General features: G+C 41.7%; 21 protein-coding genes and 1 pseudogene. 18 read left to right on the forward strand and 4 right to left on the reverse strand.

Annotation, left to right across the window (positions count from 1 at the left end):
* Position 1: 1 nt before the first annotated feature.
* Complete coding sequence (locus ACOVQQ_RS06280; protein WP_421817441.1) at positions 2-2332, reverse strand: ATP-dependent helicase; 2331 nt, start codon at positions 2330-2332, stop codon at positions 2-4.
* Between the two features lie 251 nt (positions 2333-2583).
* Here ACOVQQ_RS06280 and ACOVQQ_RS06285 point away from each other — a divergent pair, with 251 nt between their 5' ends.
* The 5 genes from ACOVQQ_RS06285 (at position 2584) to ACOVQQ_RS06305 (ending at position 6986) form a co-directional block, all read left to right on the forward strand.
* Positions 2584-3105, forward strand: coding sequence for a hypothetical protein (locus ACOVQQ_RS06285; RefSeq protein WP_421817442.1), 522 nt, complete (start codon positions 2584-2586; stop codon positions 3103-3105).
* A gap of 91 nt (positions 3106-3196) precedes the next feature.
* Entirely contained in the window at positions 3197-3613 is a 417-nt protein-coding gene (locus ACOVQQ_RS06290) for a response regulator (protein ID WP_421817443.1), read from the forward strand.
* Positions 3614-3665: 52 nt separating this feature from the next.
* Positions 3666-4019 carry a hypothetical protein gene (locus ACOVQQ_RS06295; protein WP_421817444.1) on the forward strand — a complete coding sequence of 118 codons (354 nt, stop codon included), beginning with the start codon at positions 3666-3668 and terminating at the stop codon, positions 4017-4019.
* A gap of 31 nt (positions 4020-4050) precedes the next feature.
* The gene (locus tag ACOVQQ_RS06300; RefSeq protein WP_421817445.1) at positions 4051-6429 is read left to right on the forward strand and encodes a TonB-dependent receptor; all 2379 of its coding nucleotides are present in this window, start codon (positions 4051-4053) and stop codon (positions 6427-6429) included.
* 2 nt (positions 6430-6431) lie between these two features.
* Positions 6432-6986, forward strand: a complete 555-nt coding sequence (locus ACOVQQ_RS06305) for a type 1 periplasmic binding fold superfamily protein (RefSeq protein WP_421817446.1) — start codon at positions 6432-6434, stop codon at positions 6984-6986.
* A 467-nt stretch (positions 6987-7453) separates the two neighbouring features.
* Here the strand turns inward: ACOVQQ_RS06305 and ACOVQQ_RS06310 are convergent, their stop codons facing one another.
* Positions 7454-7804 (reverse strand): 4Fe-4S dicluster domain-containing protein, encoded by a 351-nt coding sequence (locus tag ACOVQQ_RS06310; RefSeq protein WP_094487258.1) that lies wholly within the window; start codon positions 7802-7804, stop codon positions 7454-7456.
* Between the two features lie 59 nt (positions 7805-7863).
* Between ACOVQQ_RS06310 and ACOVQQ_RS06315 the strand changes: the two genes are divergently transcribed.
* The 5 genes from ACOVQQ_RS06315 (at position 7864) to ACOVQQ_RS06335 (ending at position 11861) form a co-directional block, all read left to right on the forward strand.
* The gene (locus ACOVQQ_RS06315) at positions 7864-8946 is read left to right on the forward strand and encodes an acyl-CoA reductase (protein ID WP_421817447.1); all 1083 of its coding nucleotides are present in this window, start codon (positions 7864-7866) and stop codon (positions 8944-8946) included.
* Between the two features lie 98 nt (positions 8947-9044).
* Positions 9045-10115, forward strand: a complete 1071-nt coding sequence (gene serC / locus ACOVQQ_RS06320) for a 3-phosphoserine/phosphohydroxythreonine transaminase (protein ID WP_421817448.1) — start codon at positions 9045-9047, stop codon at positions 10113-10115.
* Positions 10115-11080, forward strand: coding sequence for a D-2-hydroxyacid dehydrogenase (locus ACOVQQ_RS06325; protein WP_421817449.1), 966 nt, complete (start codon positions 10115-10117; stop codon positions 11078-11080). The genes serC and ACOVQQ_RS06325 overlap by 1 nt, the downstream gene beginning before the upstream one ends.
* 32 nt (positions 11081-11112) lie before the next feature.
* Positions 11113-11547 carry a DUF6146 family protein gene (locus ACOVQQ_RS06330; protein ID WP_421817450.1) on the forward strand — a complete coding sequence of 145 codons (435 nt, stop codon included), beginning with the start codon at positions 11113-11115 and terminating at the stop codon, positions 11545-11547.
* Positions 11544-11861, forward strand: coding sequence for a DUF6787 family protein (locus tag ACOVQQ_RS06335; RefSeq protein WP_366094918.1), 318 nt, complete (start codon positions 11544-11546; stop codon positions 11859-11861). Before ACOVQQ_RS06330 ends, ACOVQQ_RS06335 begins: the two co-directional genes overlap by 4 nt.
* Here the strand turns inward: ACOVQQ_RS06335 and ACOVQQ_RS06340 are convergent.
* Both ACOVQQ_RS06340 and msrA read right to left on the reverse strand, forming a co-directional pair.
* Complete coding sequence (locus ACOVQQ_RS06340) at positions 11858-12157, reverse strand: hypothetical protein (protein WP_421817451.1); 300 nt, start codon at positions 12155-12157, stop codon at positions 11858-11860. The two genes, ACOVQQ_RS06335 and ACOVQQ_RS06340, sit on opposite strands and share 4 nt — an antisense overlap.
* Before the next feature lie 46 nt (positions 12158-12203).
* A complete protein-coding gene (gene msrA / locus ACOVQQ_RS06345; protein WP_421817452.1) occupies positions 12204-12830 on the reverse strand; it encodes a peptide-methionine (S)-S-oxide reductase MsrA in 627 nt (208 codons plus the stop codon).
* A 116-nt stretch (positions 12831-12946) separates the two neighbouring features.
* Here msrA and ACOVQQ_RS06350 point away from each other — a divergent pair, with 116 nt between their 5' ends.
* The 8 genes and pseudogenes from ACOVQQ_RS06350 to ACOVQQ_RS06385 all read left to right on the forward strand — a co-directional run bounded on the left by ACOVQQ_RS06350 (position 12947) and on the right by ACOVQQ_RS06385 (position 20621).
* Complete coding sequence (locus ACOVQQ_RS06350; protein ID WP_094487253.1) at positions 12947-13612, forward strand: ABC transporter ATP-binding protein; 666 nt, start codon at positions 12947-12949, stop codon at positions 13610-13612.
* Positions 13613-15313 (forward strand): LIC_10190 family membrane protein, encoded by a 1701-nt coding sequence (locus ACOVQQ_RS06355; protein WP_421817453.1) that lies wholly within the window; start codon positions 13613-13615, stop codon positions 15311-15313.
* Between the two features lie 27 nt (positions 15314-15340).
* Positions 15341-16111, forward strand: a complete 771-nt coding sequence (locus ACOVQQ_RS06360) for a TIGR02757 family protein (RefSeq protein ID WP_421817454.1) — start codon at positions 15341-15343, stop codon at positions 16109-16111.
* Between the two features lie 201 nt (positions 16112-16312).
* Positions 16313-17659 (forward strand): DEAD/DEAH box helicase, encoded by a 1347-nt coding sequence (locus tag ACOVQQ_RS06365; RefSeq protein WP_421817455.1) that lies wholly within the window; start codon positions 16313-16315, stop codon positions 17657-17659.
* A gap of 225 nt (positions 17660-17884) precedes the next feature.
* Positions 17885-18280, forward strand: a complete 396-nt coding sequence (locus tag ACOVQQ_RS06370) for a thioredoxin family protein (protein WP_421817456.1) — start codon at positions 17885-17887, stop codon at positions 18278-18280.
* A gap of 57 nt (positions 18281-18337) precedes the next feature.
* Positions 18338-19206: pseudogene (locus ACOVQQ_RS06375) on the forward strand (FAD:protein FMN transferase).
* On the forward strand, positions 19203-19421 hold the full coding sequence (locus tag ACOVQQ_RS06380) for a DUF4266 domain-containing protein (RefSeq protein WP_421817457.1): 219 nt from the start codon (positions 19203-19205) through the stop codon (positions 19419-19421). Before ACOVQQ_RS06375 ends, ACOVQQ_RS06380 begins: the two are co-directional and overlap by 4 nt.
* A gap of 18 nt (positions 19422-19439) precedes the next feature.
* On the forward strand, positions 19440-20621 hold the full coding sequence (locus ACOVQQ_RS06385; protein WP_421817458.1) for a DUF3570 domain-containing protein: 1182 nt from the start codon (positions 19440-19442) through the stop codon (positions 20619-20621).
* Positions 20622-20911 lie beyond the last annotated feature (290 nt).

Here is a 20911-nt window from a genome sequence, read left to right on the forward strand (position 1 = left end):
GTTAGTTAAGAATTGTGAGTTTTGCGAAGCGTAACAAGAGTTTCTTTACGCCTCCCACTTCGAAGTTTATTTCGGCTTTCTTGTCGGCTCCACTGCCTTCAATACCAATAACAATACCTTTTCCGAATCGTTCGTGCATCACAGTGGTTCCCGCATTTAAGTTGCTATTCCCGGTATCAACCGTATTTTTCGACGGAATGTTAACGGGTTTCAATCGACGTAAACCTTCTGGTTTTTTCGGCAATTCGTTTGTAATGTATGCCGGTGGCGTTCCCGGTGCTGGTTTGGATAAGCGCAATTTCGATTTGTCGATATCGCCGAAAATATCCAGATTAATCATGGGTTTGTATTGGTAGGTATTTTCGGGTGGCGTCAGGTATTCGACGTACTGCGGTTCTATTTCATCGATAAATCGCGACGGGTCACAATCGGTAAGTTTACCCCAACGATACCGCGATTGCGCATAGGTTAAATACGCCTGGTGCTCGGCACGTGTCAGTGCTACATAAAACAATCGGCGTTCTTCTTCGAGCTCGGCACGTGTGTTCACCGACATGGCGCTGGGGAACAAATCTTCTTCCATTCCAACCACGAACACATACGGAAACTCTAGTCCTTTTGCCAAATGTATGGTCATTAAAGCCACGCGATCATCGTCGCCCGTATCTTTATCCAAATCCGTTGCCAGCGCTACGTCTTCTAAAAACTCGGTTAAGCTTCCGGTGGCGCCATCAACTTCGCGTTGTCCCTCAATAAAATCTTTTATACCGTTAAGTAATTCTTCGATATTCTCAAGTCGGCCAATTCCTTCGGGCGTATTGTCTTTGCGCAATTCCTGAATTAATCCGGTTTTTTTGGCCACATGATCGGCTACATAGAACGCGTCTTGCTCTTTGCTGATGATTTGAAACGATTCGATCATCGTCACAAAGTCGCGCAGTTTGTTTTTCGTTCCGCCATTGAGTCGTAAATCAATTTTGTCGATGTTTTTCATAACCTCGAAAATCGATCGTTTGTAATGGTTTGCAGCCACGGTAAGTTTTTCGATGGTCGTATCGCCTATTCCTCGGGCAGGATAATTGATGACACGAATGAGTGCTTCTTCATCTTTCGGATTCAAAACCAAACGCAGATAACACAAAACATCTTTAATTTCCTTTCGCTGATAAAACGACAAACCACCGTAAATACGGTACGGAATATCGCGTTTGCGCAGCGCATCTTCCATAGCACGCGATTGAGCGTTGGTTCGGTACAAAATGGCGAACGAATTATTAGAAAGCTGTTTATTCATTCGTTCTTCCCAAATGGTAGCAGCTACAAATCGACCTTCCTCAGCATCGGTTATACTTCGATGAATTTTCACCTTCGGACCGTCGTCGTTATGCGTCCAAACCACCTTATCTAGCTTGGTTTTATTCTTTTCAATAATCGAATTTGCCGCTTCAACGATATTGCGTGTGCTGCGGTAATTTTGTTCGAGTCGATATACTTTTACGTCGGGATAATCTTTTTGAAAATTTAGAATATTGTTTATGTTGGCGCCGCGAAATGCGTAAATACTTTGTGCATCATCGCCCACGACACAGATATTCTGAAAACGATCGGATAAGGCGCGAACAATCAAGTACTGCGAATGATTGGTATCTTGATACTCATCCACGAGTATATATCGAAATCGATCTTGATATTTGCTAAGCACGTCTGGAAAAACATTGAGCAATTCGTTGGTTTTCAACAACAAATCATCAAAATCCATGGCACCAGCTTTGAAGCAGCGATCTACATATTCTTGATAAATATCTCCGGTACGTGGCTTCTTACTCATGGCGTCGGCTTCCATCAATTCCGGATTATTGAAATACGCACGAACGGTAATGAGACTGTTTTTGTATGAAGAAATGCGGTTATAGAGCTGTTTTGGTTTGTAGATGTCTTTATCGAGTTGCATTTCCTTTACTATAGAAGAAAGCAAGCGAATAGAATCTTGCGTATCATAGATGGTAAAATTGCTTGGATAACCCAGTTTCGAAGATTCGGCACGTAAAATTCGGGCAAATACCGAGTGAAAAGTTCCCATCCAAAGATTTTTTGCCTCGTTCGAACCAACAATATCTGAAATACGCTTTTTCATTTCGCGTGCCGCCTTGTTGGTAAAGGTTAAAGCTAGAATATTGAACGGATCGACACCCTGACTCATCAGGTAAGCAATTCGAATGGTGAGCACTCGTGTTTTGCCAGAACCGGCACCGGCAATGATTATCATCGGGCCATCTTTCTGTAAAACAGGAAGTTTCTGAGCATCGTTTAACTGGCTTATATAGCGTTCCATCGTAAAATAATAAACCACAAATTTAAAGAATCTTACTCGGTTTTAATCCATTCGCCGAAAGGCATTTTCACAAAAAAGACCCTAGCTGACGTAATTTCTAGCATCAAAGAAAAACAGTTCATAACTTCGAATGTACCAGCAACTTGAAAAATAAAATCAATTTTTAAGAATCGTTAGAAAAAACGAGGAAATGTCGGCAGCTAGTCGCGGAAACAGAATTTAGCTACCTTTGCGCGAAAATTTTAGCAATTATGAATGCAGACGATCTTTTAAAAGCCTTACTCAACATTTTACCTGCACTCATTGTAGGCATTGTTGCTGTGAATTTCTTCAAAAATTTTGTCTCAAATCAGAATGAAGAGCGCCGATTCGAGATACTTCGCCAAACGCGAAAAGAGACGTTGCCTCTTAAACTGCAAGCATACGAGCGCTTAACTTTATTGATGGACCGAATTTCGATTGCTAAAGTGGCGGTACGAATTGCGCCGGTTCACGACGACACCGAATCGTACGTACAAATTTTATCGGCCACCGTAGAACAAGAATTTGAACACAATTTAACGCAACAAATTTATGTTTCCGACGAGTGTTGGCTGGCGATAACTGCTGCTAAAAATGCTACACTGAGAAACATACGAGAAATTTCATTGTTGGCCGAAGCTACAAATGCGGATAGTTTCAGACAATTATTGTTGCAAAATGCTGTGAATAGCGCATCGACAACCAATTTAGCTATCAATATGCTTCGCGCTGAGGTACAGCGTTTTATCTAAAAACCTTAAAATTTTGTAAAAGAATAACGCTAAAACGTATCAACTGCCTTCGCTGTTCCGCTTTTCTTTGACATCTTAAACTAGAATTTCTATGAAAACGGTACGTGTATTGCATATTGACGACGATGCCGATGATAGTTATTTTCTTTTCGACGCACTGAGTAAACTTGTAGATACACCTGCCTATCGTTTTACCACAACAGCAAGCGAAGCTAAATGCTTTTTGGAAAACGGATCGTTTATTCCCGATATAATCTTTGTAGATTATTACATGCCCATTACAAACGGAATTGATTTTTTATTGTGGATCAAACAACAACCCAAACTTCAAGAAATACCTACCATTGTTCTTTCTACCATCGAACAGCAAGAAGTTTACGATTTGGCACAAGCCGCTGGTGCACAGAACTTTTTCCTAAAACCATCCGATTTTAACGACTGGTTTAACTTGGTCAAAAGCGCCTTAGCTACCACTAAAATTGCCCGCGACACCTCGACTTCAGTGTGAAAGTTTTCTAAATTTAGGGCACATTCACCTATTTGAAGCGTACTTTTGACCCGTGAATGCATCCAAAAAATACCTAGTTTGTTTACTTGTCGCCTTGCTTTTAGGAAGTTTAGGTTGGCAATCTGCGCATCGCATTCATCACTTCGAAGAAAATAAATCAAAGCATTGTGCGCTTTTTACCGAAACGAGCGACAGAGCGGTTTTGCACCACAGCCACGGAGATCTTTCCTTGCATTGCGACTCCTGTACGCTGGCTGTAATCAGCGATTTATTTCCATCCGATTTGTATGTCGGAATAACTGCTCAGGCAACACTCAAGCAAAAAACCATTGTTCAACCTTCGAACAGTTGGATTAATAAACACTTTACCTATAAATCACTTCGTGCACCGCCTACTTTTACGTAACTCCTAGCTACATTAAGTAAAAGTAAAACGTATGAATAAAACCATTTTAGGCGCCGTTTTTGCTTTGTTTTTTGTTGACTTCGGATTTGCGCAGTTGGTAAAAACCATTTCTGGAAACGTAAAATCGGGTGGCATGGTCGTTGAAAATGCCGTCATTTATGTTGGAAAAAAGAAAATTAGCTGCGATGTGCAAGGAACTTTTTCCTTTACAGTAGATAATTCTGTTGCAGAATTTACTGTAGTTGCACCTCATTTCGAAAAAGTTGTTCAAAAAATAAGCAGCGAGCCTGTACAAGTGTACCAATTTAATTTGTCGCCACATGCCGAGGATTTGGCCGAAATCATTGTTCGGAAAAAAGCCTCATTGGTTTATGATGTTTCAGGAAGTAATAAACTGAATGCCAAAACGCTGCGCGAATATTCGGCTCAAAATTTGGGCGATGCTTTGCGCGAAATAAACGGGGTAAACAGTTTAAAGACAGGCAATAACATCGTAAAACCGATCATTCATGGATTGAGCGGGAGTCGGATTTCGATGCTTACCAATCGTTTGCGCATGGAAGACCAACAATGGGGAACCGAACATGCGCCAGCTGTGGATGTGAACGGCTTAACGCGAATAAATGTTGTAAAAGATGCCGCTGCTTTGCAGTACAGTGGCGACGGCGTAGGTGGTTTGATTTTATTGGAACGTCAGATTCCTGAAAACGACACAATTTTTAGTCAGCTTACCTCTACAGCGCAATCAAACGGTAGCGGTGGGGCACTAGCTGCAACTTTTGTTCGGGCAAAGGAAAAGGGAACTTCGTACCGGATCGATGCCGCAGCAAAAATGTTTGGTGATCGCCGTGCTGCTGATTACGTACTGTCAAATACGGGAAATCGGGATTTCTCTGCAGCAGCGCAACTCCGACGCAAATTGAAATTCGGAACCCTAAACGCCGAATTGTCGTACTTTCAAACTGAAACGGGCATCCTTGCCGCTTCGCATATTGGAAATGCAACTGATTTGTATTTTGCCATCCAATCGCAGAAACCGTCGGTAGTAAGACCTTTCACGTACGACATTGCGAACCCGAAACAACAAGTGTCGCATTTGTTCTCACAGCTTTCGCTGGAAATGCAACTCGGCAATTGGAATAGCAAATGGTATTACGGCTACCAACGCAACAATCGAAAAGAATTCGATATTCGACGTGGAAACCGCGACAATATCCCAGCGTTGGATCTGACTTTGCAGTCGCACAGTATTTTGGCCGATTTTAAAAGAATGTTCCAAAATACGGAAGTTAAGTTGGGAATTTCGGGCGGCTATCAAACCAATTTTGCGAATCCAGACACAGGCGTACGACCTATAGTACCGAATTTTACTAAAACAGATTTGGGATTATATGCCATTTCGGATTTGGAATTAAATAGCACCTTTCGTTTAGAAAGCGGTATTCGTTACGATTATTCGCGAATAACGGCAAGTAAATTCTACCAAAATTCGCGTTGGAACGAACGCAACTATCAGTCGGATTTTGGGCAGTTTGTAGTCTTTGAAAACGCAGGTGAACTTTTAGTAGAACCAATTTTTAATTACCACAATATTGCCGCGAATGCCAAAGTTTCGGGACAAATTTCCGAAAACTACCGCATTGAATTTGGAGCGACTGCCTTAAACAGAAATCCGAATGTCAGCGAACTTTTTTCGGACGGTTTACACCATTCATCGGGTATTATCGAAGTGGGAGATTTGCGTTTAAAACAGGAAAATGCAGTGAAAGTAGCGCTTAATCAAAATCTGACATGGAAAGCGAGTACGTTTAGTTTAGAATCGTTTTTGCAACGCATTGAGAACTTTATTTACTTACAACCAACTGGTTTTCTGACGACAATCCGCGGTGCATTTCCAGTTTATGAATACAAAAGCACTACTGCGCGCTTATTTGGTGCCGATTTTAGTTGGACGTACCGATTTTCAAATCGCTTTTCCTTTAAAACGGCTGCCTCATACGTTTCGGGTTACGACGTTCGCGAAAGCAGAAACTTGATCGACATGCCGCCCTTTAATTGGCACTCTTCGATTATAGTAAAACCTTTCGAGAAATCGGATTTTACTTTAGAACTCCGACAAGAATACGTTGCGTTTCAAAATGCCTTTCCCGATTTTGATTTTGAGACCAATATTGTTCAAAACAATGAGTTAACACAGGTAACGGTCCCGATTTCCAGACCGCCAAACGCTTACCAACTCTTTGATTTAAAAGCTTCGTGGCCTTTTCAATTACAAAAAACCGCGCTACAAGCAAGTTTGGGAATTCAAAATATTGGAAATCAGAGTTATAGAAATTATTTAAATAAACAACGCCTATTCGCTGATGAATTAGGCAGAAACATCACTTTACAAGTACAAATCAATATTTAATCATGAAAAAACAAGTATTTATTTTCGCAACTTTAGCAACGGCATTATTCACTTCATGCGACGACGACAGCGCTTCGCAAGTAATTGAAGAAGAAGTTATTACAACTATCGAAGTAACGCTGACCGGAGGTGGAGAAACGATCACTTTAGTTTCGAGAGACTTAGACGGAGACGGACCTGGTTTACCTGTTTCGGTAGTTAGCGGAAATTTAACGGCTGGCACTACTTATACGGGTTCTATCGTTTTAAAAAATGAAACAGAAACGCCAGCAGAAATTAAAAATCCTGAGATTTTGGAAAAAGATGAAGAGCACCAATTCTTTTACCAAACTACGGGAACGGTAGGTACATTTACGTACACCGATGCCGACAGCAATAACAATCCGATTGGTTTAACATTTACCTTGCAGACAGCTGCAACTGCAGGAACGGGAAGTATCACCTTTACCCTACGTCACGAGTTGAACAAAAACGGAACTGGAGTAGATCAAGGTATCATCACCAACGCAGGTGGAAGCACCGATATCGAAGTTTCTTTTCCAGTAACCATCGAATAGTTTCTTCTTAAATCTTCACAAAAACCGATTGCGAAAGTGATCGGTTTTTTTATGCGAAAAACCCGAGCGTTAACTCGGGTTTAAGCAGATTTCAATTTCACGCACAAAATACTTTACTGTGTGTTCGACCTAAAAAACTTTATTAGATCATGGAAAGTGACTTTTTCAAGCTTCCTTGTGAAAAATTTCTCCTTTCTATTTTTCTAAAGCTAAGCATTTTAACGCTTTTTAACTTCGGTTTTTATATTGAATGCACATTAAGTTATTGCTTTTCGAGAACGGCAACAGCAACAGTTCCATCCTCCAATACCGTTTGAACAAGCAGCAAACATTTCAGCCGCTAGATTCAGAACAAATAAAAAGTTCCATTTTTTCATCGCTCTAGATTATTTACAAGAACGATGTAAAAATGGAACTCTGAGAATATCTGTGCAATAAGGCAGCTGCCCTATTTTGGTTTGTGTGATCTAGCTGTTGTGTAAGAACGCTTGTCTGTTAAGCAAGGTTTCTTCGCTTTCCACGTGGTTCGGATCGGGTACACAGCAATCGACCGGACAAACGGCAGCGCACTGAGGTTCGTCGTGAAAACCTTTACATTCCGTGCATTTTCCGGGAACGATGTAGTACACCTCGTCAGAAATAGGCGTTTGCGGTGCCTCAGCATCAATTTCGGTACCGTCGGGAAGTACAATTTTCCCTTTTAAGGCAGTTCCGTCTTTGTAGCGCCAATCGTCTGCTCCTTCATAAATTGCTGTATTTGGACACTCGGGCTCGCAAGCTCCGCAGTTGATACACTCGTCTGTAATGATTATGGCCATGCTTCGCTATTTGAAAGTGATATTGCTCGTGAATTCACTTATTTTTGCTGCAAAATTACGTGCAAACAAACGTATTAACAAACAACTTTATGACTTTGCAAGCGAAAATTCAATCATTAGTGCAATTAGGAGCCGCATTTTCTCGGATTTTGAATGAAACTGCTTCAACAGATTCGCTTACTTCCGCAGAAAAAAATGTGCAGCAGTGGCTGAGTCGCGCGGTACATCATAACGGTTGGTACACCGAAGAAATGCTGCGTTTTTGCTTACAAGGTTGGTCGGAGAACTTTACAGTTGAAAAATTAGAGAACTGGCTAACAAAATATGCGATTACTGAAAACCAATCGCCTAAACGAATCGGGTTAATTTTAGCCGGCAACGTTCCATTGGTTGGATTTCACGACATTTTATGCGTTTGGTTGTCTGGAAATCATGCGTTGATTAAACGATCTTCGTCCGATCAGCAGCTTACCACAGCCGTAGTGCAGTTATTGGAATCTATTGCTCCAGATTTCGCTAATGCCTACACTTTCGTGGAAGAAAAACTAACTGATTTTGATGCCGTGATTGCAACGGGAAGCGACAATAGTGCGCGCTACTTTGAATATTACTTCCGAAACAAGCCAAATATCATCCGGAAAAATCGAAACGGTATAGCTGTACTAAGTGGAGAAGAAACTGCCGAAGATTTAGCAGGATTGGCAACTGATATCTTTACCTATTTTGGCTTAGGTTGCCGAAATGTTTCTAAAATTTACCTTCCTCAGAAATACGATATGGCGCACTTTTATCAAGGTATTTATCATCGAAGCGATGTGCTACAACTAGAAAAATATTGTAATAATTACGACTACAACAAAGCCGTGTTCATGATGAGTAATCGACAGATTTACGATAACGGCTTTTTAATTTTAGTGGAAGACGAATCGTTTAGTTCGCCGATTGCCGCAGTTTTTTATGAATTCTACACGGATCTCTCCGAACTTCAATCGCAATTAAATACCAAAGCAAATCAAATTCAATGTTTGGTTTCCAACTTGCCTTTGTCGGGCGCTATTCCTTTCGGAACCACGCAAAAACCAGAACTTTGGGATTACGCCGACGGTATCGACACGCTCGAATTCTTACTTAAAATCGATTAACTACAACGTTTTTGTTAATAAACTGTTTTTAAATTGTAAGCTTTCGTTTTTGGAAGAAGTCTGTGTTGCCGATTTTTGCAGCTCGATTTTCCTTATCCATGAAGAAACATAATTTTAGTTCCGGACCGAGTATTTTACCACAAGAAGTATTTGAACAAGCGGCGGCGGCTGTGCTTGATTTCAACAACTCGGGCTTATCTCTACTAGAAATTTCGCACAGAAGTAAAGATTTTGTTGCAGTAATGGACGAAGCGCGAGCCTTATCGTTAGAACTTTTAGGACTAGAAAATAAAGGATACCAAGCTTTGTTTCTCCACGGAGGTGCGAGTTTACAATTCGCCATGATTCCGTACAATTTATTAGGTGCCAACCAAAAAGCCAGTTATCTGGAAACCGGTACTTGGGCTGTTGCGGCAGCAAAAGAAGCCAGATTGTTTGGCGAAGTTGAAATTGCTGCGAGTTCAAAGGATGCTAATTTCAATTACATTCCGAAGGAAATCAGTGTTTCGTCAGACGCCAGTTACCTGCACTTAACCAGTAACAATACCATTTTCGGCACTCAAATACAGTCGTTTCCCGAAGTAACAATTCCCGTGGTATGCGACATGAGTAGCGATATTTTTTCCAGAGAGCTCGATTTTTCCAAATTCGATTATATCTACGCAGGAGCTCAAAAAAATATGGGTCCGGCGGGAGTGGCATTGGTTGTGGTTAAAGAATCGATTTTAGGAAAAACTGGTCGCGAGATTCCGAGCATGCTCGATTTACAAAAGCACATCAAAGGAGAAAGTATGTACAATACACCGCCCTGTTTTGCGGTATATACCTCATTACTTACAATGCGATGGATAAAAAATAACGGTGGTTTAGCCGCAGCAGAAAAGCGAAATCGAGAGAAAGCTGCACTTTTATATGCGGAAATTGACCGAAATCCGTTGTTTAAATCGACGGTTCAAGGAGAAGATCGCAGTGTTATGAACGCTACTTTTGTTTTAACCGATGAGCGTTTGCAAGAACGATTCGATGCCCTTTGGAAAGCTGCTAACATTTCCGGATTAACCGGACACCGCTCTGTGGGTGGTTACCGGGCATCTATGTACAATGCCATGAAAATAGAAAGCGTGCAGTCACTAGTCGACTTAATGAAAGAATTTGAAAAACAAGCATAATGAAGATATTAGCAAACGACGGGATTTCGGAAATTGGAAAAATTGCGCTTGAAAAAGCCGGCTTTGAAGTAATTACTACGAAAGTTGCTCAGGAGCAGGTTGCCAATTACATCAATGCGAACAATGTTTCGGTGCTTTTGGTTCGAAGTGCTACCAAAGTCCGAAAAGATATTATCGATGCTTGCGCGGGACTAAAAATTATTGGTCGCGGTGGTGTGGGTATGGATAACATTGATGTCGACTATGCGCGCGCTGCTGGTAAGCACGTGATCAATACACCAGCCTCCTCTTCAGAATCGGTTGCCGAACTGGTTTTTGCGCACTTGTTCAGCGGCATTCGCTTCTTACACGATTCGAATAGAAATATGCCTTTGGAAGGCGAAACGGCATTTGAAATGCTTAAAAAAGCCTACGCAAATGGCCGTGAATTACGCGGTAAAACAATTGGTATTATTGGCTTTGGGCGCATCGGACAAGCGGTTGCTAAAATGGCGGTTGGCTTGGGCATGCGTGTTATTGCTGCCGATAAGTTTGTCGGAAAAGCTGAAATTCGATTGGATTTCTACAACGGACAATTCATCAATGTTGAAATTGAAACCGAACCGGTTGAAGATTTATTACGTCATTCTGATTTTATTACCTTACACGTTCCGGCTCAGGAAAATGGTTATGTAATTGGTGCAGCCGAAATCGACGCGATGAAAGACGGTGTGGGTATCATCAACTGTTCGAGAGGAGGCGTATTAGATGAAGTGGCTCTCATTAAAGCTCTGGATAGCAACAAGGTTAGTTTTGCTGGATTAGATGTTTTTGAGAACGAACCGAATCCGGAAATTCGAATTCTTATGCATCCAAATATTTCACTTACGCCGCACATTGGTGCCGCAACCTTAGAAGCGCAAGACCGTATTGGAAGTGAATTGGCAGCTCAAATTATTTCGTTGTTAAAGACGCAACAAGGCTAACTTTTAACGCTATTTTTTCCGAACTTTACTTCATGAAAATCAATGGTAAGGTTGTCGGCTTTTTTATTGCAGTGCTTGCGGTAGTTTGTACCTATTGCAGCAGTGGTAATTTAAATAACGTCGATTCTGCGAAAGCTGTAAACGATACCATTCGAATAGCAAACGACAGTTTAGAATACGAAGTAGTAATTTTCGATCCCGGATTCAATAGTTGGTTGTTACGTGCCGCACCACGCGGTTACTATTCTCAGTCGTATTTGGAAGCACGAAATCAGGTTTGGGTACAGCAATGGAACATTAAAGCAGCTACCCAGGGCAGTGGAAACTTATTTTTGATGCAAATTGATTACGATCCGAAAATCAACTACGGATACGAGGTTAATTATTTGCTCTTTAATTATTTAACCTATTTTCAACTGCAAAATAAAATTTCATTAGGAACTTTTCAACCACACAGATTTCAATGAGTCGGTTAAAAGAAAAATGGGGAATTCGTTCGAATGTGCAACTTTTCGTAGTGCTCGTTGTTTTTGCTATTACAGGAACGTCTGCTGCTCGAATTTCTAAAGCCCTAATGGAATACCTTTCTCTAAGTCAAGAAAATTTAGGGCTGTTTCTGTACTATATCGTTCTTCTCGTACTGGTACTTCCACTCTATCCTTTCATGCTGATGGGAATTGGATGGGTTTTCGGACAATCGAAGTTTTTTTTCCCTTTTGGAAGAAAATTAATCCGACAGCTCAGTTTCAATTTGTTGTTTAAAGCCGATACAAAATCTTAAACGTTTTTATTCAGCGTTCGCGGCTGAATCGAAAACACATTTGTTACTATCCACGAAAGTGTAAATGTGGGTATTACATCACTAAAAGGCAGCAACTCTTCTAAGAAAACAACTCCGGCGCCCAACCAACCGCCTGCACCGGAAAACAATTTTCGATACAAAATGGCCGCTACTGGTGCCCAAACAATGTCGCTCAACTCGCCCAACACTGGCAAACTGTACGATAAAGTTCCGATGACATCCAAAAGAATGCAAAACAACAAGCGTTTTGTTGGCGAAATGGAAGCTAAGTTCATCACAGGTTTTTCAATACTAATTTCAAACGCTGTGCCAAACAACACTTTACGACTTCAACTTGTCTTTAAAAACTTTACGTACTTTCTCTACTTTAGGTGTGATCACGTAATGGCAATACGATTGTGAGGTGTTGCGCTTGTAGTAATTTTGGTGATAATCCTCGGCAGGATACCAAGGTTGTGCGGCACTTACTTTCGTTACAATCGGATCTTTAAAAGTTAGCGCGGCGGTCATTTGAGCAATGTAGTTCTCAGCAGCTTCTTTTTGCGCATCGGAGTGATAAAACACTTCGCTTCGATATTGTGTACCCACATCGGCACCCTGACGATTTAGTGTTGTTGGATCGTGCGTGGCAAAAAACACTTCCAACAGCTCTTCGTAAGATATTTCCGACGGATCGAACTCAATTTGAATTGCCTCGGCATGTCCGGTGCCGCCCGATGAAACTTGCTCGTAGGTTGGATTTGGCCGTTTTCCACCTGTATAACCCGACTGTACTGCTTTTACGCCTTTTAAATCTAAAAAAACGGCTTCGGTACACCAAAAACAGCCGCCTGCAAAAGTTGCTAGTTCCATATTATGAGCTTTCTTAATAGGTTGTGGTTTAGAATTGGATTGCGAATGACATGAAGTGGTTAAGACTGTCAACAGCAATAAAATCAATCTTCGCATGACAAAATTATTTACGAACAAAGGTACGCCGACACTCTTGGGCAGCGTTTTCGTTTAACGAAACTTTATCAGGTGTAAAGCTGCAAAACTTTCTTACTTTGCAGCAAATTTTAGGTATGATTCGGGCAACCCATATTCATAAGAAATACGGCAACTTACACGTTTTAAAAGGCATTGATTTACAGATAGCTGCGGGAGAAATTGTAGCTATCGTCGGGCAAAGTGGTGCGGGGAAGTCGACCTTACTCCAAATTCTCGGAACTCTCGACAAGGCCGACACGAGCGTAGCGAATTGCGAACTGCGGATCAACGATGTCGATGTCTTGAAAATGAACGACCGGGAATTGGCAAACTTCCGCAACCAATCTTTGGGATTTATCTTTCAATTTCACCAACTTTTACCCGAATTTACGGCACTTGAAAACGTTTGTTTACCTGCTTTTATTGGGAAAACTAAAACGGCAGATGCGGAAAAAGAAGCCACTCGCCTACTCGAGTTTTTAGGCTTATCCGAACGTTTACAACACCGCCCAAACGAGCTTTCTGGTGGCGAGCAACAACGCGTAGCAGTAGCTCGAGCACTAATTAACCGACCAGCTGTGGTTTTTGCCGACGAACCTTCTGGAAACCTAGATACCAAAGCCGCCAAGCATTTACATCAGTTGTTTTTCGACTTGCGAAAAGAGTTCGGACAAACTTTTGTCATTGTAACGCACAACGAAGAACTCGCAGAGATGGCCGACCGAAAGTTGGTTATTTCCGATGGTAAAATTCTGATTTAAATGCTGTTAATTCTATTCAGTTGGCTATTCTTTTTCTGCTGTTTTCTCGGCACCGGAATAGCGATTGAACGAATTTTCCGATGGCGAACCACGCCTTTGCCATTAACTATGGTCTTGGGCATGATGGCGCAAACGGCAGTACTTTGCCTTCTGGCATTTGCCATACCGCTCGGAATCGAAGTGTTTTTGGGGAATTTGGCACTAAGCGCGTTTTTGCTGTTTCGTTTTTCAACTGCTGCGCAAGCAAAATGGCGCTACTTTTTCTCGCAGTGCAAGCAATTGCCGAAATTAGGAAAACTGAGTTTGTTTGTACTTTTAGTAGCAGCCTTATTAAAATCGGCTTTAGCGCCTTTAATTCTCGACAACGAAAGTTATTACATACAAACAATAAAATGGATTAATGAATACGGATTTGTGCCCGGACTTGCCAACTTTAACGTCTCGTTCGGACAGAGTTCGCCGTGGCAGGTGCTGCAAGCGGGTTTTAACTTCCACTTTTGGACAAATCGTTTAAACGACATCAATGGATTTTTACTGTTGGTTTGTAGTGTGTACTTTCTTTTGGAATTTGAAAAGCGTTTTCGCGACAGCAAGCGTTTTCATTGGATAGGTGCCTTGCTTTTTTTCAATGCCTTAACGTTTCAATTCATCAATGCACCATCGCCCGATTTTCCGGTAATGCTTCTCGGACAAATTGCTTTGTTTTTATTTCTAAACTCTGAAAATCACCTCACCGAACAAAGCAAAATGGCGATTATTTTGTTGATTTTCATCACGTTTGTGAAAATCACGGTTGCACCCTTGTCGGCTACTTTGGTTGTGCTACTCGTTTTAAAGAATAAGAATTTCGGATTTGCTGCTACTGTTGGAAGCTGTTTTGGTTTGATTTGGCTGGCGAAGAACGCTTTGCTCACGGGATTTCCGTTCTATCCGTTTGCTTTTGGCGGATTGAATGTTGATTGGCGGATGCCCGACGGATTGCTGCATTTCATCAATCGGATGATTGCCGATCACGAATTTTTGGCGATTCCGAACTACCAAACGCTTTCATTAGGAGAAAAATTTGTCGTTTGGATTCAATTTTCAGGAATCGACGGTTTTTTCAATAAAGGAATAGTGATCCTTTTTTTGATTGCACCTTTTACGCTCGAATTTCGAACGATACGAAATTACCGAATTGCGTATATGTTTGCTTTAGTGCACTTTACGATTGTGTTTGTTAGTTCACCGCAATTTCGTTTTTTCTTAATCGACTTTTTATTTCTCAGTGCTTGGTTGATTATGTCGATTTGCAATAAGATTAAATTACAGCCCCAACTATTTCGTTTGGGTTATGTTTTTTCTGCTGTTTGTCCGATTGCAATTGCTTTTCTAATTGATTTTAAATCGTTTACCGCAAACGAACACATGCAAAAGTCTGAACAAATACATGTGCAACAACTTGTTATTCCTGAGCCCAATTCGAAGTATTACGAGGTTGGTTTTGAACGTTTTACCGAAGGGAATTTAAATTATTATTCGCCTAAGCCAAACTTTTTTTATTACGGAACGGGTGACGGACCTTTGCCGTGCACGAATGTAAACATCATCGAACTGTTTAGACAGCAATTGAACATCATTCCGCAATTGAGAACAAATCAATTAAAAGACGGATTTTACTCGAAAGAAATCGGTCGAACTTCAACTAGTGAACAGCAGTGAGCGCTGCCCGTTTGAGGAAAAGTAGTTATGGAACACGAATTAATGAAAGAATATCTCGACGAACTGGTTTTACGATATAACCGGCGCGACTTTATTGATGCCGATCCGATTCGTATTCCGCATGCGTTTGAATCGCGTACCGACATTGAGATTGCTGGCTTTTTGATTGCGACCATTTCTTGGGGAAACCGAGCGGCCATTTTGAAATCGGGAGCCAAAATGATGGACTTAATGGGAAATTCGCCCTACGATTTTGTGATGAACAGCAGTTCGAAACAGCAGCAGAAGCTCGATGATTTTGTGCATCGAACGTTTAACGGACTCGATTTTAGGCAGTTTATTTTATCGCTTCGCAGATTGTATCAAAAAAACGACAGTTTAGAAAATTTTTTTATCACCGACGACGAACGTTTGCAAACGTGTATTAGTAGATTTCGAGCCGCTTTCTTTGAAGATGCCACGGCTTTACGAAGTTTTAAACACGTATCGGACCCGCAGAAAAACAGTGCCGCTAAGCGCATTAATATGTTTTTGCGCTGGATGGTACGAAAAGATGCCGCTGCGGTTGATTTTGGAATTTGGGATCGAGTAAAAATGCAGCAACTTTCTTGTCCGCTCGACGTTCATTCCGGCGGTATCGCACGCGAGTTGGGACTATTGAAGCGAAAACAAAACGATGCGCAGGCTTTGTTGGAACTCGATACGCAATTGCGGTTGTTTGATGCCAGTGATCCGGTGAAGTACGATTACGCCTTATTTGGTTTGGGTGTGAATAAGAAAGCCATTGCTGGGATCTAGTAGCGACTTTTAAAGGTTTGAAACCTCTTCGTACGGACGTTTGTTGGGCAAGGGATAGAGCGGATTAGCCCGCAGCGGGTTGACCGGCGAGGGCAACGCCGCGAGGACTATGAGCGAAAGCCCGACCCGCTTGCTCGGATTTGCGTAGGGAGAGCGGGTTGCCCCCAAAAAATTAAAGCTATCTTTGCCAAAATTTTAGCGATGTCCGGATTTTCAGATTTTAACTTAACAGCAGGTTTACAAAACGCCCTAAACGATTTAGGATTTAGCACGCCTACTCCTATTCAGAAAGAAGCTTTTTCGGTGATTTGCTCCGGACGCGATGTGATGGGAATTGCCCAAACCGGAACGGGGAAAACCTTAGCTTATTTGATTCCGGTTTTAAAAACGTATCAGTTTACCCGATCGCTGAATCCGAAAATTCTGATTTTAGTTCCGACGCGCGAGTTGGTTGTACAAGTTTTAGGCGAGGTTGAAAAACTCACTAAGTACATGTCTATTAAAAGTTTAGGCATTTTTGGAGGCGTAAACATCAATACGCAAAAAACGGCGATTTACGAAGGTGTGGATATCGTAGTAGGAACGCCCGGCCGTGTCATGGATTTGGCGCTCGACGGCGTTTTGCGTTTGGATGAAGTGAACAAACTGATTATTGATGAATTTGACGAACTCTTGAATTTAGGATTCAAACCGCAGCTTACGTCGATTTTCTCGATGATGAAGCGCAAGAGACAGAATATACTTTTCTCAGCAACAATGACCGACGATGTAGATGATATGCTGGAAGATTATTTTGATTATCCAGAGGAAGTGTCGTTGGCGCCTAGCGGTACCCCCATTGAACTGATTACACAGTTGGTTTACGATTTGCCTAACTTCAATACCAAATTAAATTTACTGAAGTATCTGCTTCAAAAAGAGGAGTTTGAGCGTTATTTAATTTTTGTGAATAACAAGCGAATGGCCGATTTGGTGTACGATAAATTGGCAGAAGATTTTGAAGCTGAAATAGAAATCATACACTCCAACAAGACACAGAATTACCGTTTAAATGCCATTCGTGCTTTTCAGGAATCAGAGGTAAAAGGCTTGATTACTACGGATGTGATGGCACGCGGATTGGATATTAGCAATATTTCGCACGTTATAAATTTTGAATTTCCGGAACAACCCGAAACTTATATTCACCGAATTGGGCGTACCGGACGTGCCGGCATGGGTGGAACGTCCATTTCTTTTTGTGGACCGAAAGACCAAAATGCACGTTTGGATGTTGAGATTTTAATGAATCGTGAGATTGACGTACTTGCCATCCCGGAAGATGTACAAATTTCGAAGGTTTTGAACGCTTGGGAGAAAGAACAGAAGTTTAAGAAAGAAATTAGTCGCGCCGCAAAAAAGCCCAAAGGAGAAGCTTTTCAAGAGAAAGCAGCAAAAAACAAGAAAGTAAATTTAGGCGGACCATCGAAAACTAAAAAGAAAACGCATGGTTCGGTAAATCGAAATTTATTGAAAACTCAAGCGCAGAAAAAGAAGAAGAAAAGTTAAAATTGACTGATTAATAGTATTTTACTGAATCATAATCTTAGCATTTGTGTTTTGAGAAAGTAATTTCCTGGTGTTTTATTAGTCTAAGGAATTTTAAGAATTGTTGAACGACTTAGACTAAATCCAAATTACGTCTGAATTGAAATACTTGTGTTAATCGGACGTTATAAACTGTAAATTTATATAATGATTTACTGATTTTTTTTCATTACTGTAGCGGCTGTTTTGCTACCGCTGCAATGGGAAACCGACTTCACTACCGCTAAACAAAAAGCCAGCGAATCGCACAAGAACATATTGCTCTATTTTTCCGGTTCTGATTGGTGTGCGCCATGTATTCAAACGCGGAAGAACTATTTAGATAGTGAGACATTTAGCGCTATGGCGGAAACCAAATTGGTGCTGTTAAACGCCGATTTTCCGCGAAGAAAAGCCAATCAGCTTAGTGCAGAACAGCAAGCAAAAAATGACGCACTTGCCGAAAAGTACAATCCGGATGGCGAATTTCCGCTTACGATACTTTTGGATGAAAACGGAAAAGTAATTCAGAAATGGAGCGGAAAACCTAAAAATAGCGTTCAAGAATTTACCGACGAAGTGCGCAGTTTGTGTAGTAAATAAATAATGGAGACCTTCACACATAGCGAAAAACTTATGGGAAACATGTTCACGTTTTCCATGGTAACTGCTAGTGAAGCTGCCTTTAAAGAATTGGTTGCTGCAGCTGTCGCGGAAGTAAAACGCATTGAAAAAATACTGACTACCTATAGCGAAACCAGTGAAACGGCGCAGATAAACGCACAGGCTGGCATTGCGGCTGTTTGTGTATCCGACGAGACTTTTGATTTAATACAACGATCTTTATTCCTTTCGGAAATTACGCAAGGTGCGTTCGACATTACGTACGGCGGCATTGACAAGAGTTTATGGAATTTTGATCGGATGATGACTTCCCTACCCTCGCCAGAAAAAGCTTTACAAAGTGTGCATTTAGTGAATTACAGAAATGTGATTTTGAACGAATCGGAGAAAACTGTTTTCCTGAAAGAAAAGGGCATGCGCCTTGGATTTGGAGGCATTGGAAAGGCTTTGCTGCCGAAAAGGTGAAATTGGTGCTTCAAAAAGCCGGTGTAACAGACGGTATTGTGAATGCGAGCGGCGATTTGTGTGCGTGGGGAACGCAGCCCAATGGAAATCCGTGGACGGTGGGAATTGCACATCCGGATTTGAGAGATGCACCGTTTTCGTATCTCAGTATTTCGAACAGGGCGATTGCCACGTCGGGCACTTACGAAAAATTTATAACGATTAACGGAAAACGTTATTCGCATACGATAAATCCAAAAACCGGATTACCGGTTCAAGGCATTAAGAGTGTTACGATCATCGCACCTAATGCCGAACTAGCCGACGCGCTGGCAACGCCCGTGAGCGTCATGGGCATAAAAAGTGGCTTGTACCTCATCGAGCAAATTCCTGAAGTTCATGCTATTGTTATAGATGATCAAAACAATTTATTTAAAACCAGTCAAATTCAATTAAAATGAAAAATCTGTTTCAGCTGGCAATTCTCGCGCTTGTATCGTTTAGTGGCGCAAATTGCACGTCGTTAAAAGGCTATCAAAAATCAAAAATTAACGACAGCGAGATGACACTGGCGCCGCGCAAGGTTTCAAAAACGGAGTTGTCTTTTCAGAGTTACCGCGAAGGCTCTGGTGGAGCAAGTTCTGGAAAAGTAGGTGGTGGCTGTGGTTGTAATTAATTCCCAAAAGAACATTCGATGAAAAAAATAGTTATCAGCGGCTTGGCTTTGCTCGCTTTTTTCAAAATACAGGCACAAACGCCAAAAGATTCGACCGGTTACAAACCCACTAAATTGAAAATCGAGGAGGTTAATCTCGTTTCGTCGTATTACCGGCAAAACGGCGACAATGCTTCGGTTACTGGCGGTATTGGTTCGCAAAAACTAACCGACATTGCCAATGTGATTGATGTAACTTTAGTGAAATACGGCAAGACGGGCAAAAAACATACGTTAGATGTAGAAATTGGTGTGGATCATTACACGTCGGCTTCCTCGGATCGTGTTGATTTACAAGCCAATACTTCGGCGTCATCTTCTGATATTCGCGTGTATCCTAGTTTGTTGTATACTGCTGAGCAGATAGACAAAGGACGTTCGTTTGCCATTGGCGTAGGATCGTCGACTGAATACGATTATCAATCGTTTAACGGAACTGCGGCATTCATTCAAAAAACGAAAGACCGAAACGGCGAATTTACCGCACGATTTCAGGCGTTTCTCGATCAGGTAAAGATCATCAAACCGATAGAGCTACGTCAGGGTCAGGACGACGGCGGAACGGAAGCGCGTAATACGTTTGCAGGTAGTTTGAGTTATGCACAAGCAATTAATAAGAATTTGCAAGTAAGCTTAACGGCCGATTACGTGCAACAAACAGGGTATTTGAGTTTGCCTTTTCACCGTGTATATCTGAACGATGGTACGGTATCGCAGGAGAATTTACCCGATACGCGAACAAAAATTCCGATTGGAGGTAGGTTGTCTTATTTCCTTGGCGATCATTTAATTGTTCGTGCTTTTTATCGTTTTTATACGGATGATTGGGATATGCAATCGCATACCGCAGAATTGGAATTGCCGGTAAAAATCACGCCTTTTTTCTCGCTAACGCCTTTTTACCGCTATTACGACCAGACGGGAATTAAGTATTTTAAAGCGTATGGCGAGCACACAGCAGCGGAGCAGTACCGCACGAGCAACTACGACTTATCGCCTTTTCACAGTAATTTTTACGGAATTGGTGTTCGGATGGCACCGGAGAACGGCTTGTTTGGAAACCCGCACTGGGCCATGCTCGAATTTCGAGTTGGACATTACGACCGCAGTACCGATTTAAACGCCAATATTGCTAGTGTAAATTTGAAGTATAAGGTGTAAGGATGTGGAATGAACTGGTGAGGTTGGTTACCGAAACCTCGCGAGAAAAACTTTTTAGACTAGTTACTGAATTCAAAGTTCTCTTATTTTCCTTAGGTATTTTTCCACTAAACGTTAGTAACGGATTTCCCAGCCGCGACAGACGTGGAAAGCGCGCAAAGCAAAACGGGGCTATTTTGCCGAAAGTTGCGGCGACTGAAAGAAGCCGTGAGCTGCACGTGCAAAATACCCCGTTTTGGTGCGTACTTGGAACAAATGGCGGGAAAAGCTGGCCGGAAGATTGAAAGATT

The organism is Flavobacterium sp. (assembly GCF_049240005.1).
GTDB lineage: Bacteria > Bacteroidota > Bacteroidia > Flavobacteriales > Flavobacteriaceae > Flavobacterium.